Source organism: Aquabacter sp. DMC10, assembly GCF_056314145.1.
The window spans coordinates 222,499-235,410 of the sequence record NZ_JBQUYX010000004.1; the positions used below are offsets into that span (position 1 = coordinate 222,499).

The window sequence follows — 12,912 nt, forward strand, 5'->3', positions numbered from 1 at the left end:
CCCTCCTCAGGCCGAAGCGGTGCCACGGGTGACGATGGCGGAGATACCGGCGACGAGGCGGTCGAGCACGAAGCCCACCGCGCCGATATAGACGAGGGCGACAATGATGTCGGGCAGGCGGGAGGAGTTCCACGCATCCCAGATGAAGAAGCCGATGCCGACGCCGCCGGTCAGCATTTCGGCTGCCACGATAGCAAGCCAGGAGAGGCCCACACCGATGCGAAGGCCGGTGAAGATGTAGGGCGCCGCCGAAGGCAGCATGATCTTCCAGAAGAATTCCAGCGGGTTGAGGCGCAGCACTTGCGCCACGTTGCGATAATCCTGCGGAATGTTTCGGATGCCCACCGCCGTATTGATGATGATCGGCCAGATGGCGGTAATGAAGATGACGAAGATGGCCGAGGGATTGCTGTCGCGGAACGCGGCGAGCGCCAGCGGCAGCCAGGCGAGCGGGGGCACCGTCCGCAGCATCTGGAACAGCGGGTCAAGGCCCCGCATGGCCCAGACCGACTGGCCGATGATGGCGCCGATGAGAACGCCAACCACCGCCGCGAGGCCGAAGCCCACCGCCACGCGCTGGAGCGACACCAGCACGCGCAGGCCGAGGCCGATATCCTGCGGGCCCGCTACGAAGAACGGGTCCACAATGAGGTCCTTGGAGTCCGCCCAGATGCGGCTCGGCGGCGGCAGGGTGGCGGTGGGACTGGCGCAGAGCAATTCCCACATGAGCAGGAGCAGCGCCGTCACCACCAGGGGCGGAACGATGTTGACGGCGCACCAGTGCAGCCCCGCCTTCAGATGAGCGGTGAGCGGAGCGCGCGCGGGGGCGAGGCGCACGACCTCGGCGCTGGTGCGCCGGGCCGGCTGCGGCGGTTCCTTCAAGGCGGTGACGGACATGCGGGGCTCTCCCGGTCGTGGGATGTCAGACTTCGACGCGCTTGATGGAGAGCGTCTTGAGGTAAGCGGCGGGATCGGCCGGGTCGAAGACCTTGCCATCGAAGAAGGTTTCCTTGCCGCGGGAGGTGGAAGCGGGAATCTCCGCCGCCGGCACGGACAATTGCTTGGCCGCCGTGCGCCACAGGTCTTCGCGGTTCACCTTGGAAACCAGCGCCTTCGTGTCGAGGGTGGGCTCGAACTTGCCCCAACGGATGTCTTCGGTGAGGAACCAGGTGTCGTGGCTCTGGAACGGGTAGGATGCGTAATCCTTCCAGAACTTCATGTACTGGTCGGAGTTCTTCACCACCCGGCCGTTGCCGTAATTGATGTCGCCGATGGCGCGGCCGTAGATGTCGGCGACAGGCACGTTGAACCATTGCCGCTTGCCGACGATCTCCGACATCTCCTTCTTGTTCTCCATCTTGTCGCACCATTGCTGGGCTTCCATCACCGCCATGAGGATGGCCAAGGTGGCGTTGGGATTCTTGTCGACAAACTCGGCGCGCATGCCGAGCGCCTTTTCCGGATGGTTCTTCCAGATCTCGCCGGTGGTGCAGGCGGTGAAGCCGATGCCCTGGTTGACAAGCTGCTCGTTCCAGGGCTCGCCCACGCAGAAGGCGTCCATGTTGCCCACCTTCATGTTCGCCACCATTTGGGGAGGCGGCACGACGATGGTGGACACGTCCTTGTCGGGATCGATGCCGGCGGCGGCCAGCCAATAGCGGATCCACAGATCGTGGGTACCGCCCGGGAAGGTCATGGCGACCTTCACTTCCTTGCCGTCCTCTTTCTTCTTGGCGAAGGCGGCTTTGAGGGGCGTGGCGTCGGCGGTGACCTTCAGGTCCTTGTATTCGTTGGAGACGGAGACTGCCTGCGCATCCAGGTTGAGGCGCGCCAGAATGTACATGGGGGTCGGGACGTTGTTCTGCGTCACCTTGCCGGTGGAGATGAGATAGGGCATGGGCGAGAGGATGTGGGCGCCGTCAATGCCGTTTGCGGCCCCGCCGAGCACCAGATTGTCACGGGTCGCGCCCCAGGAGGCCTGCTTGACCACCTCCACGTCCGGCACGCCATGCTTGGCGAACAGCCCCTTTTCCTTGGCGATCACCAGGGGCGCCGCATCCATCAGCGCGATATAGCCGAGCACCGCCTTGGTGGTTTCGGGCGCGGCCGCATAGGCCGAGGGCACCCCACCGGGGAACGCCATGCGCACCGCATCGAACAGCGCGGCGGTGCCGAGCGCCGCCGCGCTGCCCTTGAGCAGGGAGCGGCGTGACATCTGGGCGGGCTCTGCCTTGGGGGCGGAGGCAGGGACGATCAGATCGGACTTGGAGGACGGCGCGTCGGTCATTCTGTTCCCCTGTGGGTCGGCGGAAAAGGCGGGCCAGAAACGAAAAAAGCCGCAGACATCACGACGGCTTGCGGCCATCGGTGTCAGCGGCTCTGCTGCGGGTCCCGTCTTTGGGACGAATGGGATAGCGCGATCAGCGTCGACCGCGCGCTTCACCTCTCTTTCAAGAGTTGTGCCAAGTGCGGGCTATGGAGCAAGGCTTTGCTCCGCCAAGATAATCCTTTATGCCTAAATTTAAGGCTGCTCGGTGGCGTGCAAAAGTGATGCGCAAATTCGCGTCACTTGATGCGCACGCGTGCAGTGCGGCACGCGTGCGCGCCGGGGGCCTGTCAATTTCCGCGAGGCGGATGCCGGCTTGTGCCCATATGAAAATGCCGCCGGATGCGGCGGCATCCGGCGGCGTGACAGCGGGGCGAAACGTTTGAGCCGTCAGGCCTTCACAGGCATCAGGCCTTCCAGCGCCTCCTTGGCGATGGGGGACAGGCCCTCTCCCCCATGGGCGATGTGCTCGGCGATCTTTTCGCGCATGCGCGGGTCCCAGAACTTGCGGATGTGGGTGCGCGTGCCGTCCACCGCTGCCGCATGGGGCTGGGTGGCGAAGAAGGTGGCGATCTGGTTGGCCATATAGACCAGGCGGTCGGTGGTGCTATGCGACATGGGCTTGCCCCGCGGATGGCCCGGTGCCGATGCGCTCCGGGTGGGTGAAGACTTCAAAACCATCGTCCCGCACGATGGCGCAAAGGGTGATGCCGGCGCGCTCTGCGGTGCGCACGGCCAGCGACGTGGGCGCCGAGACGGCCGCGATGACGCCGACGCCCAGCACCGCCGCCTTCTGCACCATTTCGATGGAGACGCGGCTGGTGAGCAGAAGCAGACCCCGCGAGGGGCTGGCCTCCAGGCGCGCCACCTTGCCCACCAGCTTGTCGAGGGCATTGTGGCGGCCCACATCCTCGCACACCGCCAGCAGGCCGCGCTCCGGCTCGAAATAGCCGGCCGCGTGCACCGCGCGGGTTTCCCGGTTCAGCGCCTGGGCGGGTGACAAAAGGGACATCGCGGCCAGCAACTCGCCGGGCGAGAAACGGGCCTGCGTCGTCACATGGGCGGCGGGCTTGATGGCCTCGGCGAGGCTTTCCACGCCGCACAGGCCGCAGCCCGTGGGCCCCGCCAGATGGCGCCGGCGGGCGGAGAGGACACGCATCTTCTCCTCGGCGATCCACATGCGGGCCTCGAGGCCATCCTCCACCGCGATCACATCGAGGGAGAGGATGTCGTCGGCGGACGCGATGATGCCCTCGGTAAGCGAGAAGCCCAGCGCGAAATCGGCAATGTCCTGCGGGCTCGCCATCATGACGGCGTGGGTGGTGCCGTTATAGGTGAGCGCCACCGGCGTCTCCTCGGGCACCGCCCGCTCGCCTTCCGACACGACCCCGTTCCGCCATGCGGCGCGGTCGACGCGGCGCACCGGATCTGGAAAATCGGGGATGTTGGGCTCGTCAGACATGGCCGGACCTCGCGCGGGCGAACCCCTGCAAGGTCGTGCGCCCGCCCGCCAACTTCAAGCGGAGTCGGGCAAGGGCCCGGTCCCGCTTCATCTGGTCCGGCCATGAGGACACCGTCCCGCCTCACTCCGCCGCTTCGGCGATGCGGCGGCTTTCGCGGGAGAGCTTCTCATACTCTTCCTGCCACTGGCTCGGCCCGTTGGAAGGCGCCACCTGCACCGCCGTGACCTTGTATTCGGGGCAGTTGGTGGCCCAGTCCGAATATTCGGTGGTCACCACATTGGCCTGGGTCACCGGATGGTGGAAGGTGGTGTAGACCACGCCCGCCGGAATGCGCTCGGAAATGACCGCCCGCAGGGATGTGGCGCCCGCCCGGCTTTCCAGCCGCACGAAGTCGCCATCGCGGATGCCGCGGTTTTCAGCATCGTGGGGGTGGATCTCCAGCACGTCTTCCGCATGCCAGGCCACGTTGGCGGTGCGCCGGGTCTGGGCGCCCACGTTGTACTGGCTCAGAATGCGTCCGGTAGTCAGCAGCAGCGGGAAGCGCGGCCCGGTCTTCTCGTCGGTGGGCACGTATTCGGTGAGCATGAACTTGCCCTTGCCGCGCACGAAGCCACCGATATGCATGATGGGCGTGCCTTCCGGCGCCTTCTCGTTGCAGGGCCACTGCACCGAGCCCATCTCGTCCAGCTTCTTGTACGACACGCCCGTGAAGGTGGGCGTCAGCCGGGCGATCTCGTCCATAATCTCGCTGGGATGGGCATAGTCCATCTCATAGCCCAGCGCCTTGGCGAGCATGATGGTGACTTCCCAGTCCGCATAGCCGTTCTTGGGCGCCATCACCTTGCGAACCCGCTGGATGCGGCGTTCCGCATTGGTGAAGGTGCCGTCCTTCTCCAGGAAGGTGCAGCCCGGCAGGAAGACATGGGCGTAGTTGGCGGTCTCGTTCAGGAAGATGTCCTGAACCACCAGGCATTCCAGCGCGCCAAGGCCGGCGGACACATGCTTGGTGTCGGGGTCGGACTGGAGGATGTCCTCGCCCTGCACATACATGCCCTTGAAGGTGCCATCCACCGCCGCGTCGAACATGTTGGGGATGCGCAGGCCCGGCTCGTCATCCAGCGTCACGCCCCACAGCGCCTCGAAGGAGGCGCGGGTGGCGTCGTCCGAGATGTGGCGATAGCCCGGCAGCTCGTGGGGGAACGAGCCCATGTCGCAGGAGCCCTGCACATTGTTCTGGCCCCGCAGCGGGTTCACGCCCACGCCATCGCGGCCGATATTGCCAGTGGCCATGGCGAGGTTGGCGATCGCCATCACCGTGGTGGAGCCCTGGGAATGCTCGGTGACGCCGAGGCCATAATAGATGGCCCCGTTGCCGCCGGTGGCATAGAGGCGGGCGGCGCCGCGCACGTCCGCGGCCTTCACGCCGGTGTACTTTTCCACCTCTTCCGGGCTGTGCCGGGGATCGGCGACGAAGGCCGCCCATTCCTGGAAGTCGTCCCAGTCGCAGCGCTCGCGCACGAAGGCTTCGTTCACCAGGCCCTCGGTCACCACCACATGGGCGAGCGCGGTGACGATGGCCACATTGGTGCCGGGGCGCAGGGGCAGGTGGTAGGCCGCCTCCACATGGGGCGAGCGGACGATGTCGGTGCGGCGGGGGTCCACCACGATGAGCTTGGCGCCCTGGCGCAGCCGCTTCTTAAGGCGCGAGCCGAACACCGGATGGCCGTCCGTGGGATTGGCGCCGATAATGAGCACCACGTCCGTGGCCTCGATGGAATCGAAGTCCTGCGTGCCCGCCGAGGTGCCATAGGTCTGGGAAAGGCCATAGCCGGTGGGCGAGTGGCAGACGCGGGCGCAGGTGTCCACGTTGTTGTTACCGAAGGCGCCGCGGATCAGCTTCTGGACGAGATAGGTCTCCTCATTGGTGCAGCGCGAGGAGGTGATGCCACCCACGGAGCGGCGGCCATATTTCGCCTGGATGCGCTTGAACTCAGAGGCGGCGTAGTTGATCGCCTCCTCGTAGCTGACTTCCCGCCACGGCTCGTGGATGGAGGCGCGGATCATGGGCTTGAGGATGCGGTCCTTGTGGGTGGCATAGCCATAGGCGAAGCGGCCCTTCACGCAGCTATGGCCCCGGTTCGCCTTGCCGTCCTTGTAAGGCACCATGCGGACTAGTTCGTCGCCGCGCATCTCGGCCTTGAAGGCGCAGCCCACGCCGCAATAGGCGCAGGTGGTCACCACCGAATGCTCGGGGGTGCCGATCTCGAACATGGCCTTTTCATTGAGCGTCGCGGTCGGGCAGGCCTGCACGCAGGCGCCGCAGGACACGCACTCTGAGGACAAAAACGGCTCGTCCATGCCCGGCGATACGCGCGAGCCGAAGCCGCGGCCGGAAATGGTCAGCGCAAACGTCCCCTGCACTTCCTCGCAGGCGCGGACGCAGCGATTGCAGACGATGCACTTGGACTGCTCGTAGGTGAAATAGGGGTTGGACTCGTCCTTGCCGAGCTTGGTGTGGTTCTCGCCTTCATAGCCGTAGCGCACTTCACGCAGGCCGACGACGCCAGCCATGTCCTGCAATTCGCAATCGCCATTGGCCGAGCAGGTTAGGCAGTCCAGCGGGTGGTCGGAGATGTAGAGCTCCATCACCCCCTTGCGGATCTGCTTCAGCCGCTCGGTCTGTGTCTTCACCACCATGCCGTCCATCACCGGGGTGGTGCAGGAGGCGGGCGTGCCGGCGCGGCCTTCGATCTCCACCAGGCACAACCGGCAGGAGCCAAAAGCGTCCAGCATGTCGGTGGCGCAGAGCTTGGGGATCTGGTTCCCCACCTCCATGGCGGCGCGCATGATGGACGTGCCCTCGGGCACCTCCACCTTCATGCCGTCAATGACGAGGGAGACGAGCTTCTCCGACTTGGAGGCCGGGGTGCCGTAGTCGATTTCATGAACGAGGGACATGGCGTTCCTCCTATTCGGCGGCTGCGGGCAGCTTGGGCGCCGCGCCGAAATCTTCGGGGAAGTGGGTCAGTGCGCTGATGACCGGATAGGGCGTGAAGCCACCCAGCGCGCACAGCGAACCAAGCTTCATGGTCTGGCAAAGGTCGGTGAGGATGGCGAGATTGGACTCGCGCCGCTGGCCGGCGATGATCTTGTCCAGAGTCTCCACGCCGCGCGTGGAGCCGATGCGGCAGGGCGTGCACTTGCCGCAGCTTTCGTGGGCGCAGAATTCCATGGCGAAGCGCGCCATGTGGGCCATGTCCACCGTGTCGTCGAACACCACGATGCCGCCATGGCCGATGAGGGCGTCCTTGGCCGCGAACGCCTCATAGTCGAACGGCGTGTCGAACTGGGAGACCGGCAGATAGGCGCCGAGCGGGCCGCCCGCCTGCACCGCCTTGACCGGACGGCCGGACGCGGTGCCGCCGCCAATGTCATTCACCAATTCGCCCAGCGAGATGCCGAACGCGGTCTCGAACAGGCCGCCATACTTGATGTTGCCGGCGAGCTGGATGGGCATGGTGCCCCGCGAGCGGCCCATGCCGAAGTCGCGATAGAAATTCCCGCCCTTCTCCAGGATGACCGGGACGGTGGCCAGCGAGATCAGGTTGTTGATGACGGTGGGCTTGCCGAACAGACCCTTGAGCGCCGGCAGCGGGGGCTTGGCGCGCACCACGCCCCGCTTGCCTTCCAGGCTGTCGAGCAGCGCGGTTTCCTCGCCGCACACATAGGCGCCGGCGCCCATGCGCATTTCCAGGTCGAAGTCATAGGACGAGCCGGCGATGTTCTTGCCGAGCAGGCCGGCCTGGCGCGCCTTGGTGATGGCCTTCTCCATCACCAGGATGGAGAGGGGATATTCCGAGCGGCAATAGACGTAGCCCTTGGTCGCCCCCACCGCGATGCCGGCGATGGTCATGCCCTCGATGATGCAGAAGGGGTCCGCTTCCATGATGAGGCGGTCGGCGAAGGTGCCGCTATCGCCCTCATCCGCATTACAGACGATGTATTTCTGGTCCGCCTTCGTGGCCGCGACCGTCCGCCACTTGATGCCCGTGGGGAAGCCCGCGCCGCCGCGGCCGCGCAGGCCGCTCTGGAACACTTCTTCCACGATGGCCGCCGGGCCCAGGGTGAGTGCCCGCTCCAGGCCCTTATAGCCGCTATGGGCGCGATAATCGGTGAGCGAGAGGGGATCTATGATGCCGCAGCGGGCGAAGGTGAGCCGCGTCTGCCGCTTCAGATAGGGGATCTCCTCCACCAGGCCGACGCACAAAGGATGGGGGTGGCCATCCAGCATGCCGGCGGCGAGCAGGCCCTCCACGTCGGATGCCTTCACCGGGCCATAGCCGACACGGCCGGCGGGCGTCTCCACCTCCACCAAAGGCTCCAGCCAGAACAGGCCGCGCGAGCCGTTGCGGACGATGTCCACCAGCGTTCCACGGGCCGCAAAGGCGTCGGCAAAGGCATGGGCGACCCGGTCCGCGCCGCAGGCCACCGCCGCGGCGTCGTTGGGGACGTAAATGCGAACCACGCTCATCGGCCGGCCTCCGCAACCAGTTCGTCGATGGTCTCGCGATCCAGGCGCCCGACGAGGCGGCCGTCGATCAAAGCGGAAGGGGCGCAGGCACACAGGCCGAGGCAGTAGATGGGCTCCAGCGTCACCCGCCCGTCCGGCGTGGTCTCCCCCATCTGGATGCCGAGCTTCTCCTCGGCATAGTCAGCCAGGCCCTGGCAGCCCATGGCCTGGCAGGCCTCGGCGGCACACAGCTTGATGACATGGCGGCCCGGGGGCTCGCGGCGGAAGTCATGATAGAAGGTGACGACGCCATACACTTCCGCCCGGGACAGGTTCAGCGTCTCGGCGATCATCGGCACCACCGGATCCGGCACGAAGCCGAAGGCCTCCTGGATGGCGTGCAGGATGGGCATGGTCGCGCCCGCCATATGCTGGTGGGATGCGATGATCTGGGAGGCGCGTTCCGCGCTCCACGGTTCGTAGCCGGCCGTCGGCATGCTCTCTCCCCCGGCCACATGACGCGGCCACTTTTTTGAGATCGTTCGAAGGAGTGTCTCACAAGAACAACTCCAATCAAGCGGCCTGTGGGATGTTGCGATAGAACATGCCTATTGAAAATGGAGGTATTATAATATTTATCGCCGCCGCTAAAGGCGTTCAGGTGCGGCGAAAGCGCGAAAATCGTCTGAAATTTTGTATATCAATCGCGCTTCTCTATGTCTCCGCAGGAGCGGCGCCGTTACCCTATTGCTGCAGCGCGGCGAGGGCGGGGTCCGGTAGGACGGCGGCCTCCAGGCGCGGGGCGATGCGCCGGGCCTCCGCCACCAGGGCAGCGGTGAGCGGTGTGGTTGGCTCGCGATGGGGCACCACCAGGCCGATGGAATGGGTGATTTCTGGCTCCATGATGGGAATCGACCGCACGATGGACGTCAGACCCAGGGAGTCGGCCAGCATGGCCGGCATCACGCTCGCCCAATGGCCTGTGCGCACATGGGTGAACAGCACGATCATGGAATTGGATTCGAGCGAGGGCTTGGGCGGCCCGCCGGATGCGGAGAGAAGCCCATCCACGATGCGCCGGTTCTGCATGTCCGGTGTCAGCAGGCAGAGCGGCAATTCCGCCACCTCGGCCCAGGTCACCTGCTCCCGGTCGCCATATTTGGCCTTGGGCGACGTGACGAGGCGATAGCGCTCCCGATAGAGCGGAACGGTGTTCACCCGGCCGAGCGGTTCGTTGTCCAGATAGGTCAGGCCCGCATCGATCTCCAGATTCTCCAGGTGGTTGAGGATCTCGATGGAGGTGCGGGAGATGATGGTGAAGCGCACGTCGGGGTGCCGGGCGCGGAAGGGGGTGGTGAGCGCCGCCACCATGGGCAGGGCGGTGGGGATTGCGGCGATGCGCAGCGGGCCGGAGAGGCCGCGCTTGAGGGCATCGATGTCCTGACGCATGGCGCGGGAATCGGCCACGATGCGCCGCGCCCATTCCAGCGTCCGCTCTCCTTCCGGCGTGAAGCCCATAAAGCGGGAGCCGCGCTGCACCAGGAGCACGCCAAGCGTGTCCTCCAATTGCTTGATGCCGGCCGATAGCGTGGGCTGTGTCACCCCGCAGGCCTCTGCGGCGCGTCCGAAATGCCGCTCGCGGGCGAGGGCGATGAGATATTCCAGCTTGTCGATCATGTCCCTCTCCGCCGGCTCGGGTGACCCGATCCGCTTCACCCTGTTTGCTCCGCCCCAAGGCACTGTTCACAAATGCGCGCGTCGCAATCGCGCGGCCGGAACCTCACGGTTAAGAAACCGTTCTCCTGTCAGACGCCTCCCTGCGGCAGGAGGCAAGGGCAAAGCGAAGCTTGGGACGCCGCTCTTGGGGAGTTGTGCCATGCCTGTGATTGCACGTGGCCTCGTGGTGATCTCGATGATGGCGGTTCTGATGACCGCGTCCGCCACTGCCGTTGTGGCGCCGGGGTCGGGCCTTGCGCCCCAAAAGGCGCCGGACGCCCCGCGCTATACCGGACCCGCCCTGTTCGCGTGAGGGATTGGTATCAGAGCGGGAGCCGCATCTCTTCTCAAGAGGCGGCGGCCTGGTGAGGCGCCGGCACGTCGGGTCGGTCCGGCACGGCGGTCGCCGGGGCGCCCCCGTCCACAAGCGGCTCGCGTCCTAAATCCTGCGCGTGACCCTGGAAGCGGGCGTCCTCGCCGGCCGTTGGCCCCGAGCGGGCGATCCGCTCTGCGATGTCGGCCAGGCGCTGGCGCACGAGGGACACATCCTCCGCCCGGGTGGCAGCCTCGGCGCGCGCGACTGCCAGTTCCTTCTCCCGCTCCGCGAGGGCGGCCGCGAGCGATGCCGTGCGGCCTTCCTCTGCGGACAGAGCTTGGCGCGCAGCCGAGAGCGCGGTCTGTCTGTCCTGCACATCCGCCTCCCGCGCGGCGAGCGCGATGGAGGTTTCCGCCAGCGCCGCGACCCGATCTTCCAGCGTGCGTTCCGTTTGTGCCAGGCGCGCGGCGAGATCGTCCCGTTCCGCTGTCAGGGTGGCAATGTCCTGCGTTCGGGCAGCCAGCTGGTGGCCGAGATCGACCGCCGCGAGGCGGTGCTCTTCCAGGATGCGAGCGTCCCGCATGAGCTCGTCGCGCAACGTCTCGATCTGGATTTCAAGCCGACGCTGGTTCAGGGCGAAGCCGGCCCGCTGAAGGTCCTTGTCCGCATGGATTTCAAAGATGGAGGTCGGTACCGCGGCTTCGATGCGCCGCGTGGTCAGGCGCACCGCCCGATGCCAGATGGCGGGCAGGACCATGAGAGCCACGAGCGTCGCCACCAGGACGCCGAGCACGAAAAACATGATCTGCTCGATCACGCGGAACCTATGCCTTCATACGGGCAGGAAGAGCTGGCCCCCGCCGCCCCCGCCTGCCGCAACCTTGCGCCCACGCCCGTTCCTGAGGCCGTAAGGCCTGGGCGGGGGTGGTTCACGCACGCTTCTTCATACGCTGCCGCCGGCCTGCGTGCCAGTCGCATCCGCAGCCCCGGCCCTGTGGGTCAGAAGGGGTTCCAGGTAGCGGTGGGGGTGAATTTCAGATAGCCGAGGTTGGCGCCAAGGCGCACTCCGACGCCCGAGCGGATGGGAACCACAACGATATTGTCCGCCGTCAGTGCCGTCATGCCGAAGCCGGCCACCAGATAGGCCGAGCCCGAGACACCGCCGAAGCGCCGGAAAATGTCCTCAACGGTCCGCAGGTTGTACACCAGGATCATGGTGCGGGCGCCGTCCCCGCCGAAATCCCAGCCCAGCGACGGGCCTTGCCAGAAGACCTTCAGATCGCCGGCATTGCGGGTGTAGAGCACGCCCTCGCCATAGCGCAGGCCTCCCACGAAGGCGCCAGATCCCTCCTGGCCGAGAATATAGCCATTGGGCTGGCCCCACTGGCCAACCGCCTTCTCGATGGCCAGGGCCAAGTCCTTCGACACCGTGCCGAAGAAGGAATGGCCTTTGCTCACCAGTTCATTGGTGGAATAGGGCGCGGGTTGCTGCCGGGGCGCCGCCGCCGCCGGTGGCGGTTGCTGCGCATGAGCGCCCGCGGCGCAGGTGGCCAGGAGGAGGACGGCGGCGGCGAAGCGGGCGACGGCGGAGGTCAGGAAGGGCATGGATCTCTCGCGATGGGCTTCGGGCAGACGCGAATCGGCAGCGGACCTTGTCCGCACAGTGTGACGCGGAGAAGGCGTGGCGCATAGGCGCGCGCTTCCGCCCCGTTAAGCAACAGCATGGGCCTTGGGGGTTAACGGAACCTGTTCGCCCTGCTGCGCTTGTGGAAGGGCGGGGGGAGGTTTATCAGACCTCACGCTTTCGCCGCGGTGCGTGCGGGCGTGCGCCTGAAGGCCGCATGCCGGTGTGCCTCGTCCATGGACTGGAACTCTGCCGGACTCCCCATGCCTGCCTCCGACGCCCCCGTGACCTTCGCCGTTTCCGCGCTGGACCTGGCCGCCTTGCTGTGTTCCCGCGTGTGCCATGACGTCATCAGCCCTGTCGGCGCCATCGTGAACGGCCTTGAGGTGCTGGAGGACGACGATTCCGCCGATATGCGCGACGTCGCCCTGGAATTGATCGCCAAGAGCGCGCGCCAGGCCTCGGCGCGGCTGCAATTCACCCGGCTCGCCTTCGGCGCGGCCGGCTCTGCCGGCGCCACCATCGACCTCGGCGACGCCGAGAATGTGGTGCGCGGGATGATGGAGGATGCGCGCACCCGCATCGAATGGAGCCTGCCGCGCGAGTTCCAGCCCAAGAACCGGGTCAAGCTGCTCCTCAATCTGGCCTTGCTGGCCGGTACCACCATCCCGCGTGGCGGCCTCATCAAGGTGGATGCCGCCCCGGGTGGCATTGCCGCGGGTTTTGTCCTCACCACCGAGGGTGTGAGCGCGCGCATTCCCCATGCGGTGCCTCCCCTCCTTGCGGGCGAGGCGCCCGAGGGTGGACTCGACGCCCATGCGGTGCAGCCCTTCTATGCTGGCCTCCTGGCGCGCGATTGCGGCATCACCGTGAGCTTTGCCATCGAGGGGGAACGCGTGACGCTGACGGCCTTCGCCGCCTGATCGGCTGCTCGCCCTTAACCAAGTGCTTCTGCTC

12 protein-coding genes are annotated in these 12,912 nt (G+C 66.3%); 2 read left to right on the forward strand and 10 right to left on the reverse strand.

Annotated features, from left to right (window positions below):
• Nucleotides 1-6 precede the first annotated feature (6 nt).
• The 8 genes from ntrB to ACT54L_RS12835 form a co-directional block, all read right to left on the reverse strand.
• Entirely contained in the window at nucleotides 7-897 is an 891-nt protein-coding gene (gene ntrB, locus ACT54L_RS12800) for a nitrate ABC transporter permease (protein ID WP_476085971.1), read from the reverse strand.
• Nucleotides 898-922: 25 nt separating this feature from the next.
• Nucleotides 923-2,215, reverse strand: coding sequence for a CmpA/NrtA family ABC transporter substrate-binding protein (locus tag ACT54L_RS12805; protein WP_476086341.1), 1,293 nt, complete (start codon nucleotides 2,213-2,215; stop codon nucleotides 923-925).
• Nucleotides 2,216-2,716: 501 nt separating this feature from the next.
• On the reverse strand, nucleotides 2,717-2,944 hold the full coding sequence (locus ACT54L_RS12810) for a formate dehydrogenase subunit delta (RefSeq protein ID WP_476085972.1): 228 nt from the start codon (nucleotides 2,942-2,944) through the stop codon (nucleotides 2,717-2,719).
• Nucleotides 2,934-3,788, reverse strand: coding sequence for a formate dehydrogenase accessory sulfurtransferase FdhD (gene fdhD, locus ACT54L_RS12815; RefSeq protein WP_476085973.1), 855 nt, complete (start codon nucleotides 3,786-3,788; stop codon nucleotides 2,934-2,936). Before fdhD ends, ACT54L_RS12810 begins: the two co-directional genes overlap by 11 nt.
• Nucleotides 3,789-3,909: 121 nt before the next feature.
• Nucleotides 3,910-6,747, reverse strand: a complete 2,838-nt coding sequence (gene fdhF / locus ACT54L_RS12820; RefSeq protein ID WP_476085974.1) for a formate dehydrogenase subunit alpha — start codon at nucleotides 6,745-6,747, stop codon at nucleotides 3,910-3,912.
• A gap of 10 nt (nucleotides 6,748-6,757) precedes the next feature.
• The gene (locus tag ACT54L_RS12825) at nucleotides 6,758-8,320 is read right to left on the reverse strand and encodes a formate dehydrogenase beta subunit (RefSeq protein WP_476085975.1); all 1,563 of its coding nucleotides are present in this window, start codon (nucleotides 8,318-8,320) and stop codon (nucleotides 6,758-6,760) included.
• Entirely contained in the window at nucleotides 8,317-8,796 is a 480-nt protein-coding gene (locus tag ACT54L_RS12830; protein WP_476085976.1) for a formate dehydrogenase subunit gamma, read from the reverse strand. Before ACT54L_RS12830 ends, ACT54L_RS12825 begins: the two co-directional genes overlap by 4 nt.
• Before the next feature lie 247 nt (nucleotides 8,797-9,043).
• Nucleotides 9,044-9,976 (reverse strand): LysR family transcriptional regulator, encoded by a 933-nt coding sequence (locus tag ACT54L_RS12835; protein ID WP_476085977.1) that lies wholly within the window; start codon nucleotides 9,974-9,976, stop codon nucleotides 9,044-9,046.
• Nucleotides 9,977-10,175: 199 nt separating this feature from the next.
• On the opposite strand from ACT54L_RS12835, the gene ACT54L_RS12840 reads away from it, so the two are divergent.
• A complete protein-coding gene (locus ACT54L_RS12840; RefSeq protein WP_476085978.1) occupies nucleotides 10,176-10,328 on the forward strand; it encodes a hypothetical protein in 153 nt (50 codons plus the stop codon).
• Between the two features lie 34 nt (nucleotides 10,329-10,362).
• Here ACT54L_RS12840 and ACT54L_RS12845 read toward each other — a convergent pair whose 3' ends face one another.
• A complete protein-coding gene (locus ACT54L_RS12845; RefSeq protein WP_476085979.1) occupies nucleotides 10,363-11,148 on the reverse strand; it encodes a hypothetical protein in 786 nt (261 codons plus the stop codon).
• A gap of 182 nt (nucleotides 11,149-11,330) precedes the next feature.
• Nucleotides 11,331-11,936 (reverse strand): DUF1134 domain-containing protein, encoded by a 606-nt coding sequence (locus tag ACT54L_RS12850; protein WP_476085980.1) that lies wholly within the window; start codon nucleotides 11,934-11,936, stop codon nucleotides 11,331-11,333.
• A 282-nt stretch (nucleotides 11,937-12,218) separates the two neighbouring features.
• On the opposite strand from ACT54L_RS12850, the gene chpT reads away from it, so the two are divergent.
• Nucleotides 12,219-12,878, forward strand: a complete 660-nt coding sequence (gene chpT / locus ACT54L_RS12855; protein WP_476085981.1) for a histidine phosphotransferase ChpT — start codon at nucleotides 12,219-12,221, stop codon at nucleotides 12,876-12,878.
• Nucleotides 12,879-12,912 lie beyond the last annotated feature (34 nt).